This is a genomic window from Streptomyces xiaopingdaonensis (assembly GCF_000262345.1).
Classification (GTDB): Bacteria; Actinomycetota; Actinomycetes; order Streptomycetales; family Streptomycetaceae; genus Streptomyces; species Streptomyces xiaopingdaonensis.
Map to the genome: position 1 here is coordinate 1 of NZ_AJTQ01000055.1, position 17,342 is coordinate 17,342.

Below are 17,342 nucleotides of genomic sequence, written 5' to 3' on the forward strand. Positions count from 1 at the left end.
ACCGGCTGGGGCCCACCGCGACCGCGGTGGGCGCCAGGGCACTTCGCGGCTCCGACCTGCGCGCCGTCGCCGCCGAACCCCTCCGGCGGCTCCACGCGCAGACCGAGGAGACCGTCACCCTCACCGCCCTCGTACCCGGCGGCCGCGCCTACATCGACCAGATCGTCAGCACCCACGAGGTGAAGATGACCGTCGAGCTCGGCAGACGGTTCCCGCTCCACGCGGGCAGCTCGGGCAAGTGCGTGCTGGCGTACCTGCCCGAGGACCGACGCGAGGAGGCACTCGCCGACGACCTGCCGGCGCTCACCGGCAGCACCCACACCGACCGCGCGGCCCTGCGCCGCGAGCTGACGACGATCAGGGACCTCGGCTACGCCACCTCCCAGGGCGAACGCCAGGCCGACGCAGGCTCGTTGGCCGCCCCGCTCTTCGGCCTCGACGGCGACGTGCGCGGCTCGGTCTCCGTCTGCGGCCCCCGCTCCCGCTTCACCCCCGACTTCATCGACGCCTGCGCCCCCCACGTCCTCCAAGCCGCACAGGACATCTCCACCGCGCTCGGCTGGACAGGACCCGGCAGGACGCCGAGCCCGGCCCCCGCCCACGCGACGACGGAAGGACCCCCATGACGGACCCCACCCCGCCCCGAACGGCCGACTCCACGGCCCTCGAAGGCATCAAGGTCCTCGACATCGCCACCCTCTTCGCCGGCCCCCTCGCCGCCACCCTGCTCGCCGACTACGGCGCCGACGTCACCAAGCTCGAACACCCCAAGGGCGACCCGGTCCGCAGCCACGGAGCGAGCAAGGACGGCGTCGGCCTGTGGTGGAAGATGCTCTCCCGCAACAAGAAGGCGATCACGCTCTACCTCGGCAGCCCGGAAGGGCAGGACGTCTTCCGCCGCATGGTCGCCGACGCGGACGTCGTCATCGAGAACTTCCGCCCCGGCACCCTGGAGCGCTGGGGGCTCGGCTACGAGGAACTCTCCGCGATCAACCCCGGCCTCGTGCTCGCCCGGGTCACCGGATTCGGGCAGCACGGCCCCTACGCGAGCCGCCCCGGCTTCGGCACCCTCGCCGAAGCGATGAGCGGATTCGCAGCGATCACGGGCGAGCCCGACGGACCACCGACCCTGCCGCCCTTCGGCCTCGCCGACGGCGTCTCCGCACTCACAACCGCGTTCGGGATCATGACCGCGCTCCGCGCCAGGGAACGCACAGGCCACGGCCAGGTACTCGACCTCGCCATCATCGAACCCCTGCTCACCGTGCTGGGACCGCAAGCCATCACCTACGACCAACTCGGCGAGCTCCAGCAGCGCACCGGCAACAGATCCGCGAACAACGCGCCCCGCAACACCTACCGCACCAAGGACGGCCGCTGGGTCGCCGTCTCCACGAGCGCCCAGTCCGTCGCCGAACGCGTCATGCACCTCGTGGGACACCCCGAGTACATCGACGAGCCGTGGTTCGCCTCCGGCGCCGAACGCGCCCGCCACGCCGACGAGTTGGACGCCGCGGTCGGCGCCTGGATCGCCCGGCGCAGCCGCGCCGAGGTCACCGCCGCGTTCGAGGAGGCACAGGCCGCCGTCGCACCCGTCTACGACGTCAGCGACATCTTCGAGGACCCCCAGTTCCGCGCGCTCGGCACCCTCACCACCGTCGACGACGAGGAACTGGGCCCCGTCACCTTCCAGAACGTGCCGTTCCGCCTCAGCGACACACCCGGAGAGGTCCGCTGGCCGGGCCCCCGCAAGGGCCGCGACACGGCCGAGGTGCTCGGCGCCTACGGCATCGACGCCGACGAACTCGCCCGACTCGCCCAGCGGGGCGTCGTATGAGCACCCCGTCCGCCCGCTCCTGGCTCTACGTCCCCGCCGTCCGGCCCGACCTCCTCCGCAAGGCGATGGAAGGCGCCGCCGACGCCGTCGTCCTCGACCTGGAGGACGCCGTACCGCACCAGCGCAAACAGGAAGCACGCGCCAACACCGTCGCAGCCGTGCGCCAAACCTGGCCCAAGCCGCTGTGGGTACGCATCAACCCGCCGCACCTGCCCGCAGGCGAAGAGGACATCGCCGCACTCGCCGGCACCCCGGTCCAAGGAGTCCGCGTACCCAAGAGCGAGAACCCCACCGAACTCCGCCGCCTCGCACACCGCCTCGACGTGCCCCTCCACCTCCTCCTGGAGACCGCGCTCGGCGTCGAGCGGGCCTACGAACTCGCCACCGCAGCACCGCAGGTGCGCCTCCTCTCCCTCGGCGAAGCCGACCTCGCCGCCGACCTGAGAGTCACCGACGACGCAGACGACGGCGGCACCCTCGACTGGGCACGCGGCCGCCTCGTCCACGCAGCGCGCGCCGCCCGGCTGCCGGGCCCGGTACAGAGCGTCTGGACCGCCGTACACGACATCGACGGGCTCACCACGAGCACCCGCCGCGCCCACAACCGCGGCTTCTACGGGCGCTCCGTCGTCCACCCGAGCCAAATCCCGCCCGTCCACCGGGTCTTCACACCCAGCGACGAAGAGATCGACGAAGCCCGGCGCCTCGTCGACTCCCTCCAGCGCGCCAGCGACCAGGGCAGCGGCGCCTGGCTCGACGCACACGGACGGCTCGTCGACCCCGCCGTCGTCGCCCGCGCCCACTGGCTCCTCGAACACGTCGCCTGACCACCGCGCTCGCGACCGCTCCACAGCAACCCCGACAGGCAGGCCACACATGACCTCAGCCCAGCACGCCCGCAACCCCCTGCTCGACGCGCTCCCCGCCGAACCCCGCCTCGTCGAACTCGGCCAGCCGCTCTTCACCGGCATGCCGTGCTCGCCGAACCACCCCGGCTTCCGCATGGTCCTCGCACGACGCCACGGCGACATGGTCCGCCCCGACGGCGGCTCCGCCGCCAACGAGACCATCGTCACCGGTGGCCACGTCGGCACCCACATCGACGCCCTCTCCCACGTCAGCCACGAAGGCAAGCTCCACGGCGGCGTCGACGCGGCCCAGGCCCAGACCGGCGGCGCCTTCTCCCACCACGGCGCGGAACAGACCCCCGCCATGGTCACCCGCGGCGTCCTCCTCGACGTCGCCGCCGCACACGGCACCGACACCCTGCCCGGCGGCTACGGCATCACCGCCGACGACCTCGACGCCGCCGCACGCCACGGCGGCGAGGAACCCCGCGCCGGAGACGTCGCACTCGTCCGCACCGGCTGGGCACGCAACTTCGACGACCCGACGACCTACCTCGGCAAGAAGACCGGCGTACCCGGCATCACCGAGGAAGCGGGGGAGTGGCTCGTTGCGCGCGGGGTGCGGGCCGTCGGCTCGGACACCACCGCGTGCGAGCAGATCCCGCCGGGCACCGGGCACAGCGTGCTGCCCGTACACCGGCTGCTCCTCGTCGACCACGGCGTCTACATCATGGAGCATCTGGCCCTCGAGGACCTCGCCGCCACCGACCAGCACGCCTTCGTCTTCGTCGTCGCGCCGCTGCGGATCGTCGGCGGCACCGGCTCACCCGTCCGGCCCGTCGCGGTGGTCGCCTGATGACCGGCCGCACACTCCACGACGACCCCACACCCGCCCGACTCCTCGCCCGGTTCGCCGCCCGTACCAGGGACGACGGACTCCCCACCGAGCTGCGCGAGAAAACCTCGGGGCACCTCCTCGACCTCCTCGGCAACAGCCTCGCCGCCCTGTCCCACCAACCGGCGGCAGCCGTAGCCGACTTGGCCCACGAATGGGGCGGCGCCCCGGTCGCCACCGTCATCGGCTCGACCACCCGCCTGCCCGCGCCCTCCGCCGCACTCGTCAACGGCACCCTCGCGCACAGCCTCGACTTCGACGACACCCACCTGCCGTCCGTCCTCCACCCCTCCGCCTCCGTCCTCCCCGCGGCGCTCGCCACCGCAGAGGCGGCCGAAGCGCCGGGGGCCGCGCTTCTCGCCGCCGCAGCCTGCGGAATCGAGACGACCTGCCGACTCGGCATGGCCCAGTACGACGAAGCCCTCGGCAACTCGGTCTTCTTCGACCGCGGTCTCCACGCCACCGCCATCTGCGGAACCATCGGCGCGGCCGTCGCCTCGGCGATGCTGCGCGGACTCGACGCCGACGGCATCTGCGCCGCGATCGGCATCGCGGCCAGCATGGGCTCCGGCATCATCGAGGCGAACCGCACCGGCGGCACCGTCAAGCGCGTCCACTGCGGCTGGGCCGCCCACGCCGGCGTCGTCGCCGCCGACATGGCGCGCGTCGGCCTCACGGGCCCGCCCACCGTCCTCGAAGGCCGCTTCGGCTTCTTCCGCGCCTTCTGCGGCGACCGCTTCGACACCGCGGCCGTCACCGCAGCCCTCACCGCGGACCTCGGCCAACGCTGGGAAACGGCACGCCTGTTCCTCAAGCCCTACCCCTGCAACCACTTCACGCACGCCGGCGTCGACGCCGCCATGCGACTGCGCCGACGCGGCGTCCACCCCGACCGCGTCCGCGCACTCACCCTCGGCGCACCCGCCCCCGTACTCCGCACCATCGCGGAACCCGCCGCCGAGAAAGCACACCCGCGCTCCGGCTACCACGCCGCCTTCAGCGGCCCCTACACCGTCGCGGCCGGACTCCTCGCACCCCCGGACGGCGCACCCGACGGCGGACTCGGCGTCTTCCACGCCGACTTCACCGACACCGCGGCCGCGGACCCCGCCCGCCTCGCGCTCGCGGCCCGCGTCACCTGCGTCGCCGACGAAGAATGCACCGCCGCCTTCCCGCACCAGTTCCCCGCCGTCCTCACCGCCGAACTCGACGACGGCACCACCGCGACCGAACGCGTCATGGTCAACCGCGGAAGCCCCCAGGACCCCCTGGAGGCACACGAACTCACCACCAAGTTCCTCGCCAACGCCCAGCACGCCGTCGCCCCCGAGGCGGCACGCGCGCTCACCGACGAGGTCTGGCGGATCGACGGCTCCCCGGACACCACGGGCCTCACCCGCGCGCTGTCCGCGGTGGCTCGCGGCACCTGACGTGCCACCGCACCCCCAACCGCACCGTGTGAGGTGAACCAGTGAGCTCCCCACGTACCCGCGTCAGGTGGCTGACCCTCGGACTGATCGTCTCCCTCATCGTCATCAACTACATCGACAGAGCCGCGGTCAGCTACGCAGTCGGGCCACTCACCGAAGCGTTCGACATCAGCAAGTCCCAGTACGGACTCATCAGCAGCGCCTTCTCCATCGGCTACATGGTCTTCGCGTTCGTCGCGGGCCCACTCGTCGACCGCTACGGCGCACGACGCATCCTGCTGCTCGGCGTCGCCGTCTGGTCCCTGGTCACCGCGCTCACCCCGGTGGCCGGCTCCTTCCTCGGCCTCTTCCTCGCCCGCGTCGTCCTCGGCGCCGGAGAGGGCCCCGGCTTCCCCGCCGCCACCCGGACGGTCAGCCGCTGGCTGCCCCAGCAGGAGCGCGGCACGGCACTGGCCATGGTCGGCGGCGTCGCCGTCGCCGGATCGCTGCTCATCGGCGGCCCCGTGGTCACCCAACTCATCGCCGGCTTCGGCTGGCGCGGCATGTTCTGGGTCCTCGCCCTCGTCGGCGTCGTGTGGTTCGCCGTCGCCTGGTTGCTCCTGAAGGACACCCCCGACGAGCACCCGGGGGTGTCGGCCGCCGAACGCGCCCACATCGCCGCGGGGCAGCGCGACGAGGAACGCACCTCCAAGGGCCGGGTGGAGTGGCGCCCCGTACTCGTCAACCGCAACATGTGGATCATCGGCATCGGCTACTTCGCCTGGGGCTTCATGTTCTGGGCCTTCATGTACTGGCTCCCCGAGTACCTCTCGACCGAGTACGGCCTCAGCATCACCGCCGTCGGACTCTTCAGCGTCGCCCCCTGGGCGGCCGGCGTGGTCGGGGCGCTGCTCGGCGGCGTCCTCACCGACCGCATCTTCCGACGCACCGGCAAGCCGCGCACCCGCCTCGTCATCATGGGCGTCGCGCTGCTGCTCTCCGGCGCCTCCCTGATACCGATCTTCACCGCCCCGTCGCTGACGGTGTCGCTCGTCTTCATCTCGGCCGGCGTCGGCATCGGCTTCGTCACCGGTGGCATCTGGTGGGTCGCGGCGATCGACGCGGCGCCGGCCCAACCCGGCCTCGCCGCAGGCTTCGCCGATGCGGCCTTCGCCGGCTCCGGCATCGTCGCGCCCTCGGCGATGGGCTTCCTCGTCACCACCACGGGCAGCTTCTCCAGCGGCTTCGTCCTCATGACGGTCCTCGCCGTCGTCGGCGGCGGAGCCCTGCTGATCTTCCCCAAGCGCGACGAACCCCGCCCCACCCTCGACGACACGGGCGCCCTCGCCGACACCCGGTGACAGTCCGCCGACTCCACGGCCGTCCGCCGCGCATGGCCGGGCGCGAACCGCTCCGCATCGCACCGCAGTTGGCCCTCCCGCTTTGCCTGCCCTCGTCGCCCGAGGGCAGGCAAAGCGCCTCCGGACACGGCCTCCCACTCCCGCCCTCCACGGCGCCGCGCGTGTGTGCGGACGAGCCCGAACAGGCCGCGAGGTGCGGGCGGAGAGCGCCATACCTCGGCCGGACCGCGACGATCCGCGCATGAACCGCTTACTCAGCCGAGCAGGACATCGGCGGTCTGCCGGGTGGTCTGCTCGGCGACACGTGAACTTGCGCTGCGTACGAGGCGTACGCGTCCAGCCCGGTGGCCGAGGCCCAGCCGCGTCCCCGCGTCCACGTCGAGCGCGCCCCGACCTTCGTGACGGCGGCGCGAGTCGCGTGGTCCCGAGACCGACGCGGGCGTCCTCGGCCGCGGGTCCTCCGGCGCGAACTGCTGCGAGGCACCCTGGAATTCGGCCAGTCGGACCGCGGCCCGAGGCAAGTCGCCCAACGCCTCGACCGTCGCGGGAGAGCGACGCGGAGGCCGGACGCAACCACCGCGCGGCCTTCAAGCCGGCGCGGTCCCGCAGTCCTCTCGGTCCTCGAAGGCTGGCATCATCGAGGGATGCCAGAACGTATGGTCGCGGCCTGCGACGGAGCCGCCAAGATCAACCCCGGACCCGCGGCCTGGGCCTGGGTGCTCGCCGACCCCGCGGGCACCCCGCAGCGCTGGGAAGCCGGCCCGCTCGGCCGCACGACGAACAACGTCGCCGAACTCACCGCCCTCGCCGAGCTGTTGGAAGCCACCGACCCGGACGTGCCGCTGGAGATCCGCATGGACTCCCAGTACGCGATGAACGCGGTCACCAAGTGGATCGCCGGGTGGAAACGGAACGGCTGGCAGACCGCGTCGAAGAAACCCGTCGCCAACAAGGACCTGGTCGTCCGCATCGACGCTCTGCTCGACGGCCGCGACGTCGTCTTCCAACACGTCCTCGCCCACCAGGTGAACGGCGACCCGCTCAACGCCATCGCCGACGCCGCCGCCAGCACCGCCGCCAACGACCAGACCCCCGCCGGCACCGCGCACGGCACCACCACCGTCCCGCAGCCCACCCCCGCGACCGAGGACAAGCCGGCCCGCCCCGTCAAGACCCGGCCGAACCGGACGTCCGGCTCCGGCAGGACACCGGTGCTCAAGGCCAAGTTCCCCGGTCGCTGCGGCCACTGCAACACCCGCTACGAGCCGGGCGAGAAGATCACCAGGATCGCCACCGGTTGGGGCCACCACTCCTGCCGCGACACCGCGCCGACCTCCTAGCGAGCCGACGGACGGCGGGCCGCACGCACAACCCGCCGCGCCTCGCCCACCGAGCCGACGAGCTGCGCGAAGGCGCCACTCATCCCTGCGTGTGCGGCCGACCGGCCACGCACGCAGGGGTTTTCGCTCCACGGAGGGCCGGGCGACTCGTCACCCGTGCCGGCCGAGCGATGGCCCCGGGCTCGGCGACGTCCCGAGTGGATCCGCGCCGCCCGCACGGCCGGAACGCCGGTGACGAAGACCGACAACCGCCCTTCCGCCGCGGCGACTTGGAGAACCGCCCGCACGGGCCGTCAGGTATTGAACGCAAACCGGGCTGTCTCGGACGGCCCTCACGTTGCTTCCGTTGACAAGTTCATGAAGCCGTCCCACTCTTTACCGAGAGCGCTCTCAACCCCCTTGAGATGCCCGGCCGTCGACCGGTGCACCCGAGGTTTGCCCAGCACGCCCGTATGCCGCCCGGGCCGGGTCGGCACGCGGACGCAACCCCCCACGCCTCCGAGGAGGAACATTGACCTCCGGACACGCCCGACGGCGCAGCCGCGTCGTTCCGATCTACCTGCTGACCGCCCTCGCGCTCGTCGTGACCGCGATGTACGTGTTCAGCAACCAGTCGAACGCCACCACGGCCGACGCCTCCGGCGGCGCCGCGACCAAGGCCGTCCAGGCCGGCGACCCGCCGCCGGAGGACTTCTGGGGCGACGTCGACGACATCCCGCCCGCCGAGAACGCGCTCACCGTCAAGATCGCCAACCAGACCAACGGTCAGTACCCCGACGACGAGGTCTACTGGAGCTTCGAAGGCGAGACGCACTCCATCGCCGAACAGCCCTACATCGACCTGCCGGCCATCGAGGCGGGCCGGATCGACATCCACGTCGGTTCCCCCGACAGCGAGTACACCGACTTCGTCGAGTTCACCGTCAAGGACGGCATCTTCTACGGCAACCTCACCCGCGTCGACGGCTACGTCCTGCCGCTGGCGATGCGCCTGCACTCGGAGGACGGCGAGAACCAGCAGGTCGGCGAGGACTACGAACTCTTCAAGCAGTCGCGTGAGGACACCTTCCAGCAGTTCTCCGACGCGGTGCCCGAAGAGTTCAAGGGCCTCGTCGACGGCGACAAGAAGATCGAGGCACCGCGCAGCGGCGCGGACTTCGCCCCCGGCGGCCAGCACGAGAACTACTTCGACGAGTACGCGCAGTCCGTCGGAGTCGACGCCGCCACGCAGGAGATCTTCGCCTGCTCCGGACCGCTGAGCGAGGACCCGTCCGGCTGCGCCGGCCTCAACCGGCACGTCGCCGACCTGCCGGAGGACCAGCAGGCCGACCCGGAGAACTTCTACAAGGAGGCACCGGCGAACTACTACGCCCAGTTCTGGCACGACCACTCGATCGACAACCGTTCCTACGGATTCCCGTACGACGACGCGGAAGGCCAGGACACGCTCATCACCTCCGACAACCCGGAGTACCTGGTCGTCGCCGTCGGCTACTGAGCCGTCCGGACAGACACCGAACGCGGCGGGCTCCCCGTACCGGGGGAGCCCGCCGTCGTCCGCCGGCCGACGAGGAACCCGGGAACGGGCTCGCTCGCGGCCGGCGACGTCGCACCCGGAAGCCGCAAAAATCGGGCCGTGCCCGCTGGTTCGTACACCGCTCCCGTCCGCGGACGTCCGGTGCCCGACGCGGACCGTGCACGGCGAAGGCGCCCGAGCCCCGGACGTCACCCGAAGGCGCCGTCGCGAAATGCCGCATTCCGCGCCGCTCCGACTGCCTGACGGCTCCCTCCCCGCCCCGCGCCGCACACTGTGAGGCGTCGGGATCGTACGAAAGGGAGGTGCTGGCGTATGAGGGCGGTCGTCTACCAGGACGCCGGAACGGTCGGCGTCGAGGAAGTCGCGGACGCGGTCGTCGAGGAGCCGACCGACGTCGTGGTGCGAGTGACGTCGAGCGCGATGTGCGGCACGGACCTCCACATGTACGACGGCCGCATGGGCGCCACCGCCGGACTGGTACTCGGCCACGAACCGTTGGGCATCGTGGAGGACGTCGGCCCCGGGGTGCAGATGGTCGAACGGGGCGATCGAGTCGTGGTACCCACCCATCTGTACTGCGGGGTGTGCGTCAACTGCGCCCGCGGCTGCTCGGCGGCCTGCCTACGGGTCCGGCCGAACGGCTTCGGCGCGGCCTACGGCTACCCGGGGATGGGTCCCTACCGCGGAGCACTGGCGGAGCTGCTGAGAGTCCCGAACGCCGACGCCAACTGCATTCCGCTGCCCGGGCAGCCCGGTGACCGCTGGGAGGACGACTTCGTACTGCTCGCCGACGCGTTCGTCACCGGCTGGCACGCCACCGAACTCGCCGAGGTGACCGCGGGCAGCACGGTGGCCGTCTTCGGCGCCGGCGCGGTCGGGCTGCTCGCCGCGTACAGCGCGCAGTTGAGGGGAGCCCGCGAGGTGTACGTCGTCGACGCGGTGTCCGACCGCCTGGACAAAGCCGGCGACCTCGGCGCCGTCCCGATCGACTACCGGGACGGCGACCCGGTCGACCAGATCCGGCAGCGGCGCCATCAGGCAGGGCTCCCGATCGGTGAGGAGGCGATGGACGGGGTGCAGAAGGGCATCGACGCGGTCGGTTTCCAGGCCCGCGACCGAGACCGTCCCGACACCGAGAACCCGACCCAGGTGCTCAGCGACCTCGCCCGGCTGGTGAACCCCACCGGAAACATCGGCGTCGCCGGCGTCTACGCCGAGTCCGACCCGCACCCGGCACCCGGCGGGAGCGGCGACGGCCGGCTCACCGTGCCGTGGGCCACGTTCTTCTCCAAAGGCCTCTCGGTACGGTTCGGCCGCACCCACGACCGCCGCTACACCACCCGACTCCGCGACCTCGTGGTCGCAGGCCGGGCCCGACCCGGACGCGTGGTCACCCACCACGGCGGCCTAGAGCAAGCACCGTCCCTCTACCGGTCTTTCGACCAGCGAACGGACGGCGTGATCAAATCCGTCCTCCAGCCGTGACGTCCCACGAGCCACGGGCGCGTCACGGCGTCGGCCCCGGCACCGTGAGGGAAGCAGGGACTGCGAACTCTGATCCGGACTGCGCCCATTGGCCCGGCCAAGTCACGGTTCCTGCTTGGCGCTTGTTGCTCGAAGCATACGGCGGGAAGAGGGAAAGCGGCGGCCGAGCCCCGGGAGCATGCCGTGCGTCCATGACCGGTGCCGGTCCGACCAACCGTTACCCCTGCCCTGATATGGGAACCCGACGTCCAGCCAGCCCGTGCACGAGGAGAGGAGGCACACATGCCCGGACGACAGGACATGCCGTCGACCTTGGAGCGGTCGCCCAAGGGAGCGCAGCGCACGTGGCTCAAGGCGCACGACTCGGCCATCAAGGAGTACGGCCAGGGCCGGCGAGCGCAGCAGGTTGCCTACGGTGCGCTGAAGCACGAGTACGAAAAGGTCGGTGATCACTGGGAGCGCAAGGAGGGCGGTCGCAAGGGACCGTCGGACCCCCGGTCGGCACGTCCCCGGCAGCAGGGTGGCCGCAGCGGCGAGGGCGTCGACGAGAGCGCCTCGAAGGAGCACCTCTACAGCGTCGCGCGACGACTGGGCGTCGAAGGACGCGCGGGCATGAACAAGTCCGAGCTGCTCAAAGCGATCCGCAAGGCGAACCGTTCCGAGACGAGGGAAGCAAGAGCACGCTGACCTGGACCGGACAAATCACCTCGGCTCAAGGAGACGCACTCGATTCCGGACGCGAGCGAGCAGCTCTCGGCGCCCCACGGCCCTCCGGCCGCCGGAACTGGGAGCACCGACTCCTCCGGCGGCGCGTGCGTCCCTTACAGCCGCACGGACGCCGCCACCGGCAGATGATCGCTGTCGGTCGCCCGAAGGTTCCAGGCCGAGCAGGGTCGCATGCCCCGCACGAGGATGTGGTCGATCCGGGCCAGCGGGAAGGATGCCGGCCAGCTCAGCCCGAACCCGGCTCCCGCCACCTCCTGTGCCGAGCGCATCGGCGAGGTGAGCGCGGACAGGGCGCCGTCGTCCGTGGTGCCGTTGAGGTCCCCCAGAAGGAGAGTGCGGGGCAGCGGCTCCGCGCGCAGGGCCGCGGCGAGTCGTGCCGCGGCGCGGTCCCGGCCGTCCGTACCGAGGCCCGTCAGGGAGCTGAACCGGACGGACAGGAGATGGGCGACGTAGACGGCGACCGGCCCCTCGGGGGTACGGACGGTGGCACGCATGGCGCGCGGCCAAGGCGCGACGTCCAAGGTGCGGGCATCGGCCAGCGGGTGGCGACTCCAAAGGCCGACCGTGCCCTGCACCGAGTGATACGGGTAGTCGTCGCGTAGCACCGCGCGGTAGACGGAGGCGTCGTCACCCAGCTCCTCGAGGGCCACCACGTCGGCGTCGGAGGCGGCCAACGCCCGTGCGGTGCGGGACGGGCGCGGATTCTGCTCGTTGACGTTGTGCGTCACCACGGTCAGGTCGCCGCCGTCCGTACGCTTGTCCGCGAGCGTTCCGCCGAAGAGCGCGCCCCATACGACGGCGGGCAGCAGCACGGCCACGGCGAGCGTCGCGGAACGCCGGATCGCCGCGCACACGAGGAGCAGCGGTACGACCAGGCCCGTCCACGGCAGGAAGGACTCGGTGAGACTGCCGAGGCCGCCGAGCCAGTCCGGGATCTGGGCGTGGCCCAGCAGCACGAGCGTGGCCAGCGGCGCGAGGAGGGCGGTGGCCCGCCCCTGGCGCCAGACGCCCGGGTGTCGGCGAGGCCGTCGGAGACGAACGGTTTCCGGCTGGGGAGACACGGTGTCGGGGAGATTTGCCAAGGCCGCCTCACCGGCTTCCGGAAGAGGTGGCGGCTGCCGTCGCGGGATCGGTCGCAGCCACCTGGCCCCGTACTTCCTCCACCAGTGCGCGGCTGGTGTCGAAGGCGGCTTTCAGCCCCTCTTGCGGGCTGGTCTCCGTGCGTTGGTGCAGAACGACACCAAGGGCGAGATGCTTCTCCCCGCGTCGGTCCGGCACGGTGACCGCCCACATCAGCGCACCTCCGGCAGGCGTACTGGAGCCGGTCTTGATCCCGATCACGCCCGGTGTGGCCAGGAGGTCGTTGGTGTTGACGAGCGCGCCGGAAGCCGCGGCGGAGGTCGTGTCCGGTTGCGAGACGATGGACCTGAAGACCTTGTCACGCATGACCTGCCGCGCCAGTTTCAACTGGTCGGCCGCCGTGCTCGTGGTGGTGGACTCGGCGCCACTGGCTCCCGTGTAGGTGGTGCGGTCCATGCCCAGGTCGTCGGCGACACGGTTCATCCTGGCGACGAACGCCTCCTGCGACCCCGCATCCCAACGGGCGAGCAGCCGCGCGATGTTGTTGCCCGAGGGGATGAGCATCAGCTCCAGCAACCGCCGTTGGCTCAGCTGCTGTCCTCGCCTGATCTCGACGGTGGATTCCGCGCCGGAGAACGACTCGTCCGCCGCCCGTTGGTCGACGGTGATCGCAGGGCCGGCCTCGCTGCCGTGCAGCGGATGGTTGCGCAGGATCACATATGCCGTCATCACTTTGGTGACACTGGCGATCGGCACCGGTCGTCCGGGCCCGTGGGCGCCCAGGTCACCGCGCTCACCGAACCCTTCGACCAGCACGGCCGCCTGGCCCTCACCCGGCCACGGCAGCGCCGCGTCGCTCTTCGCCTCGTCGAACAGCCCTCCGGCGTCCGACGCTTCGTTCCCGGCGCCGATGTGGAGCACGCCCCCGAGAAGTACCAGGGTGAGCAGGGCGGTCGCGGCGACGAGAAGCGCCGGGCGGTGCCGCAGGCGGTGTAGCCGCTCGGCCGTCGGCCCCGAGGCGTGCGGGCTGTCGTCTTCACCGGATTCGGGCGTCGGGCGCATGGGAGCACCTCCAAGGGGGCACGGTGCGCGGCGTTCGCGCATCGCGGCCACTCTCGGCTGGGCGCATGTCCACACGGCCGTGACCGCGTCGCCGCTCCAGCTCGACCGGGCATCCGTTCCGTAACAACGTCAAAGCGCTGGTGCCGCGCGGATGTGCCACTGAGGTGTCAGCCGTCGGCCGGCAGTCGCACGGTGGCGACGGCCCCGCCGTCGGACGCGTTGGCGAAGGAAAGCGACGCCCCGATCACCTCGGCCTGGCCGAGCGCGATGGTGAGTCCCAGCCCGTGGCCCCGGCCGCGTTCCGGCGTCCCGGTGCGAAATCGCTGGGGCCCCTCGCTGAGCAGCTCGGACGGGAAGCCGGGGCCGTGGTCGCGCACGCTCACCGTGGTGCCCGCAACCGTGACCTCGACGGGCTCGCGACCGTGGCGATGGGCATTGACGACCAGGTTGGTGACGATCCGGTCGAGACGGCGCGGGTCGGTCTCGGTGCACAGGGCATCGGCAGCGGTGAACCGCGTGCGCTGCCCGGTACGGGCCAGCGACTCCGAGACCGCCTCGGCCAGCGGCACCCGTCTCGATTCGGCCCGCTCGGCGCCCGCGTCGAGCCGGGAGACCTCCAACAGGTCCTCGACAAGGGTCCGCAGTACCCGCACCCGGTCCCGAACCAGGTCGGTGGCCTCACCCTCGGGGAGCAACTCACTCGCGGTGACCAGACCCATCAGCGGGGTCCGCAGTTCGTGGGCGACGTCCGCGGTGAAGCGCTGCTCGGTCAGCAGCCGCTGGTGCAGGCTGTCGGCCATCGAGTCGACGGTGGTCGAAATGGCCGTGATCTCGTCGTCGCCGCGGCTGCCTCCGGTCCTCGCGGTCAGGTCACCGGATTCGATCCGGCGGGCGGTGCGCGCCACCTTCTGCAGCCGGCGGTGCGGCAGTTCAGCGACGAGCACCGACAGCGGAACGACGACGGCGAGAGCGAGAAGGGAGTACTTCCACATGTGCCGGTCCAGGGCGCGGCGGGTGAGCAGATCGGCCGTCATGTCGATCTTCACGGCGGCGGGCTCACCGCGATACGTGCGCGCCGCCCACATCGACGGATGGTCCCCGGGGCCCGGCTTCTCGTACCAGGTGACGTTGGTCTGGCCGTGGCCCTGCTGATCGCGGAGTCGGCGCAGCAACTCGTCGGGAAGGGCGCCGGACGACAACCGGAGCTCGGGGGGCGGAACACCGTCCCGCTCGTAGTTGTCCACGCTGCGGTTCAGCGCCGCGACGGCTTCCGCACCACCGTCGTTCATCGACCGGGCCAGAGTACTGGAGTGCACCAGACTTCCGACGGTCAGCGCAACGGCACAGCAGCAGACGGTGACGAGCAGACACGTCTTCCAGCGCAGCGAACGCCAGTTGAGCAGACCGCGCACGTCAGCGCCGCAACTTGTAGCCGAACCCGCGTACGGTCTCGATGCGGTCGCTTCCGATCTTCTTCCGCAGCCGCTGCACACACAGGTCGACCACCCGGCTGTCGCCATCCCACCCGTAGTCCCACACGTTGCGCAGCAACGTCTGCCGGTCGAGCACGGTGCCGGGATTCGCAGCGAACTCCAGCAGGAGCCGCAGTTCGGTCGGAGCCAGCGCGAGGGGCCTGCCGGCCAGTGATACCTCGAGTCCCGCGGTGTCGATGGTCATTTCGCCGAAAACGAGCAGTGCGCGCTCGTCAGGACGGTACCGTTCCGGCCGCACCTCGTCGGCGGGAGGCAGGACGGCGGCAGGCGTGTAGACGGCCCGCCGCAGCAGCGAGCGGATACGGGCCACCAGAACCGCGGTGTCGACGGGCTTGGCCACGTAGTCGTCGGCGCCCGCCTCCAGACCGGAGATCACATCCACGGCGTCGCCGCGCGCGGACATCATCAGAACCGGGTCCGTGCTGGTCTCCCTGACGCGGCGGCACAGCCCGATCCCGTCGAGGCCGGGCAGCATCACGTCCAGCAGCAGCAGATCGTGGCGGCCTTTCCGGAACAGCTCAAGCCCGGTCAGGCCGTCACCGGCGGACGTGACCTGGTAGCCGTAACGCTCCAGCGCGATCGTGACGGACCTGCGGATGACCTCGTCGTCCTCGACCAGCAGGATCGCCACAGGCGCCGGGGCATCCCCGTGAGTCACTCGACCCGACCTTTCTCCCTGCACTTACCGCGGAATCTCCGCGCGGTGTTCGTCTCGTCCTGCGCGCATCCTGCCTTCCACACGTTGCCACCGGGTATCGAGCACGACTTGGCCGTGTATCAACCAGTCATCGGCTCGAGCCGGGAGCCCCGATGCGGTCGCCCTGGTTCCGGCGGTGCAGTGCGGGGCCCGTGTGCGCTTCACGGGCAGCTCGCCACGTAAGGACGCCCGCGCCGACTGCGCCGAATGCCGCGCGTCCGCCAATGACCGCTCACATACCATCACCGATGCAGACCCCGAGAAGTCGGTCGAGCTACGGAGGATCAACGGCCGCGTCGAAGTCAGGCGCCCCTGCTTGATGGTCCGGCCTCCACTGCCAGCGCGTTCGACTGGGCATGAGCGCCGCGGTGACCAGCAGGATGGCCGTGGCCACCCCGAGTGCCACGGTGAAGCCGTAGATCGTCGTGTTCTCCTGGGCGCTCACGGGAGACGGGTGGGTGGCGAAGTACCAGGTCGTGGCGGTCGCGGCAATGGTGTTGAGTAGGGCGGTGCCCAGCGAACCGCCGATCTGCTGGGCGGCGTTGACAGTGGCCGAGGCAGCACCAGCGTCTGCGGACGGTACTCCGGAAGTGGCGGTACTCATCGCTGGCATCATGACCCTGCCCAAAACCGAGGCCGAGCAAGAGCTGGGCGGGCAGTAGGTGGGTGAGAATCACCTGCGGAGTGTCGGCCTCGAGTTGAGTCAGCAGTCCCATTCCCGCAGTGGCGACTGCCCTGTCTCGCTGAAGGTGAGCCAGCCCCGCTCGATCCGAGGCATCTGCCCGTCTCCTGGCCCGGTTCGGGTTGAGTGAGACACCGCGTGGCAGCTGTCTCACTCAACCTGAACCACCGCAGGTCATGACCTCACACTGTTCATCCTCGGTGAGACAGGACAGCGACGAGCAAAGCGCTCCCCATCACGGCACGAGGCAGCAGGCGGCTGGATAGCGGCCTGGAACCGATGACGATGCTCGCTGTCAACGCAGAAACACGAGCCCCGGCCAGCACCGGCGAATAGACCAGCACGATTTGCAGGTAGTAGGTGATGAACAAGAATAAGCCGAATATAGCCAATTGGGGCAGGGAAGCGTGGAAAGGACTTGAAGTAGAGGTAGGGAGATATTGGCGAGCTGCCTTTCCGGCGGAATCGGTTAGTTGGCAGTGAGCAGCGAGTGCCAATAATTATGACAGCAACTCTACGTTTATAGGGGAGAGTTGGGCATTACGGTGTCCTGTTTTTGTGTTGTTGTGATTACGTGGTGTCTGCATTTTATTGTTTGGAAACAGGAGTTCTTTGAGGAGGAGTTGATTTAGAGTTGTCAACTGCTCGGTGTGGTAGTTGTGTTGGCGGATGAAGGGATGGAAGAAGTGGATGAGAAGGATTTGAAGCGTGTTTGGGTTGAGAGCCAGGAAGTTGTGTATGTAGCGGTTCGTCAACTAGTCGACGGAGTCGACTAGTTGGTGCAACGGAGTTGCACGGATGCGGCGGAGCCGCATGGGCCGCGCGGAGCGCGGCGGTGTCTTCCGGCGCGTAGCGCCGGCGCGTCGTGCCCGCGGAGCGCGGCCGCGCGC

Annotated in this window: 16 protein-coding genes and 1 pseudogene; 10 read left to right on the forward strand and 7 right to left on the reverse strand. The window is 70.6% G+C overall.

What is annotated here, in order from left to right; all coding sequences use genetic code 11:
- The 6 genes from UWG_RS29455 to UWG_RS0104235 all read left to right on the forward strand — a co-directional run.
- Positions 1-626: IclR family transcriptional regulator (locus tag UWG_RS29455; RefSeq protein ID WP_016905960.1), on the forward strand; the 626-nt coding region annotated here is incomplete at its 5' end.
- Positions 623-1,837, forward strand: coding sequence for a CaiB/BaiF CoA transferase family protein (locus tag UWG_RS0104215; RefSeq protein WP_016905961.1), 1,215 nt, complete (start codon positions 623-625; stop codon positions 1,835-1,837). The genes UWG_RS29455 and UWG_RS0104215, both read left to right, overlap by 4 nt.
- Positions 1,834-2,664, forward strand: coding sequence for an HpcH/HpaI aldolase/citrate lyase family protein (locus UWG_RS0104220; protein WP_016905962.1), 831 nt, complete (start codon positions 1,834-1,836; stop codon positions 2,662-2,664). The genes UWG_RS0104215 and UWG_RS0104220 overlap by 4 nt, the downstream gene beginning before the upstream one ends.
- A gap of 49 nt (positions 2,665-2,713) precedes the next feature.
- Positions 2,714-3,541 (forward strand): cyclase family protein, encoded by an 828-nt coding sequence (locus UWG_RS0104225; protein ID WP_016905963.1) that lies wholly within the window; start codon positions 2,714-2,716, stop codon positions 3,539-3,541.
- Entirely contained in the window at positions 3,541-5,010 is a 1,470-nt protein-coding gene (locus UWG_RS0104230; RefSeq protein ID WP_016905964.1) for an MmgE/PrpD family protein, read from the forward strand. Before UWG_RS0104225 ends, UWG_RS0104230 begins: the two co-directional genes overlap by 1 nt.
- 41 nt (positions 5,011-5,051) lie before the next feature.
- Positions 5,052-6,350, forward strand: a complete 1,299-nt coding sequence (locus UWG_RS0104235; RefSeq protein WP_016905965.1) for an MFS transporter — start codon at positions 5,052-5,054, stop codon at positions 6,348-6,350.
- 254 nt (positions 6,351-6,604) lie between these two features.
- Here UWG_RS0104235 and UWG_RS34375 read toward each other — a convergent pair.
- Positions 6,605-6,732, reverse strand: a pseudogene (locus tag UWG_RS34375) (phosphotransferase); the annotation flags it as partial.
- Positions 6,733-7,006: 274 nt separating this feature from the next.
- Between UWG_RS34375 and UWG_RS0104240 the strand changes: the two are divergent.
- The 4 genes from UWG_RS0104240 (at position 7,007) to UWG_RS0104255 (ending at position 11,399) form a co-directional block, all read left to right on the forward strand.
- Positions 7,007-7,690: a ribonuclease H family protein gene (locus UWG_RS0104240; protein WP_016905966.1), complete on the forward strand. Its 684-nt coding sequence runs from the start codon at positions 7,007-7,009 to the stop codon at positions 7,688-7,690.
- 511 nt (positions 7,691-8,201) lie between these two features.
- Positions 8,202-9,188, forward strand: a complete 987-nt coding sequence (locus tag UWG_RS0104245; RefSeq protein WP_016905967.1) for a glycoside hydrolase family 64 protein — start codon at positions 8,202-8,204, stop codon at positions 9,186-9,188.
- Positions 9,189-9,539: 351 nt separating this feature from the next.
- Positions 9,540-10,712: a glutathione-independent formaldehyde dehydrogenase gene (locus tag UWG_RS0104250; RefSeq protein WP_016905968.1), complete on the forward strand. Its 1,173-nt coding sequence runs from the start codon at positions 9,540-9,542 to the stop codon at positions 10,710-10,712.
- 282 nt (positions 10,713-10,994) lie between these two features.
- The gene (locus UWG_RS0104255) at positions 10,995-11,399 is read left to right on the forward strand and encodes a ChaB family protein (protein ID WP_016905969.1); all 405 of its coding nucleotides are present in this window, start codon (positions 10,995-10,997) and stop codon (positions 11,397-11,399) included.
- A gap of 134 nt (positions 11,400-11,533) precedes the next feature.
- Here the strand turns inward: UWG_RS0104255 and UWG_RS0104260 are convergent, their stop codons facing one another.
- The 6 genes from UWG_RS0104260 to UWG_RS32940 all read right to left on the reverse strand — a co-directional run bounded on the left by UWG_RS0104260 (position 11,534) and on the right by UWG_RS32940 (position 16,823).
- The gene (locus UWG_RS0104260; protein WP_420235611.1) at positions 11,534-12,499 is read right to left on the reverse strand and encodes an endonuclease/exonuclease/phosphatase family protein; all 966 of its coding nucleotides are present in this window, start codon (positions 12,497-12,499) and stop codon (positions 11,534-11,536) included.
- Positions 12,500-12,527: 28 nt separating this feature from the next.
- Positions 12,528-13,580, reverse strand: a complete 1,053-nt coding sequence (locus tag UWG_RS0104265) for a D-alanyl-D-alanine carboxypeptidase family protein (protein WP_016905971.1) — start codon at positions 13,578-13,580, stop codon at positions 12,528-12,530.
- A 167-nt stretch (positions 13,581-13,747) separates the two neighbouring features.
- Positions 13,748-14,869, reverse strand: a complete 1,122-nt coding sequence (locus UWG_RS0104270; protein ID WP_016905972.1) for a HAMP domain-containing histidine kinase — start codon at positions 14,867-14,869, stop codon at positions 13,748-13,750.
- Between the two features lie 124 nt (positions 14,870-14,993).
- Positions 14,994-15,704 (reverse strand): two-component system response regulator CseB, encoded by a 711-nt coding sequence (gene cseB, locus UWG_RS0104275; protein ID WP_016905973.1) that lies wholly within the window; start codon positions 15,702-15,704, stop codon positions 14,994-14,996.
- A 340-nt stretch (positions 15,705-16,044) separates the two neighbouring features.
- Positions 16,045-16,374 (reverse strand): MFS transporter, encoded by a 330-nt coding sequence (locus tag UWG_RS0104280; RefSeq protein ID WP_016905974.1) that lies wholly within the window; start codon positions 16,372-16,374, stop codon positions 16,045-16,047.
- Between the two features lie 269 nt (positions 16,375-16,643).
- Positions 16,644-16,823: a hypothetical protein gene (locus UWG_RS32940; protein ID WP_157838530.1), complete on the reverse strand. Its 180-nt coding sequence runs from the start codon at positions 16,821-16,823 to the stop codon at positions 16,644-16,646.
- Between the last annotated feature and the right edge of the window lie 519 nt (positions 16,824-17,342).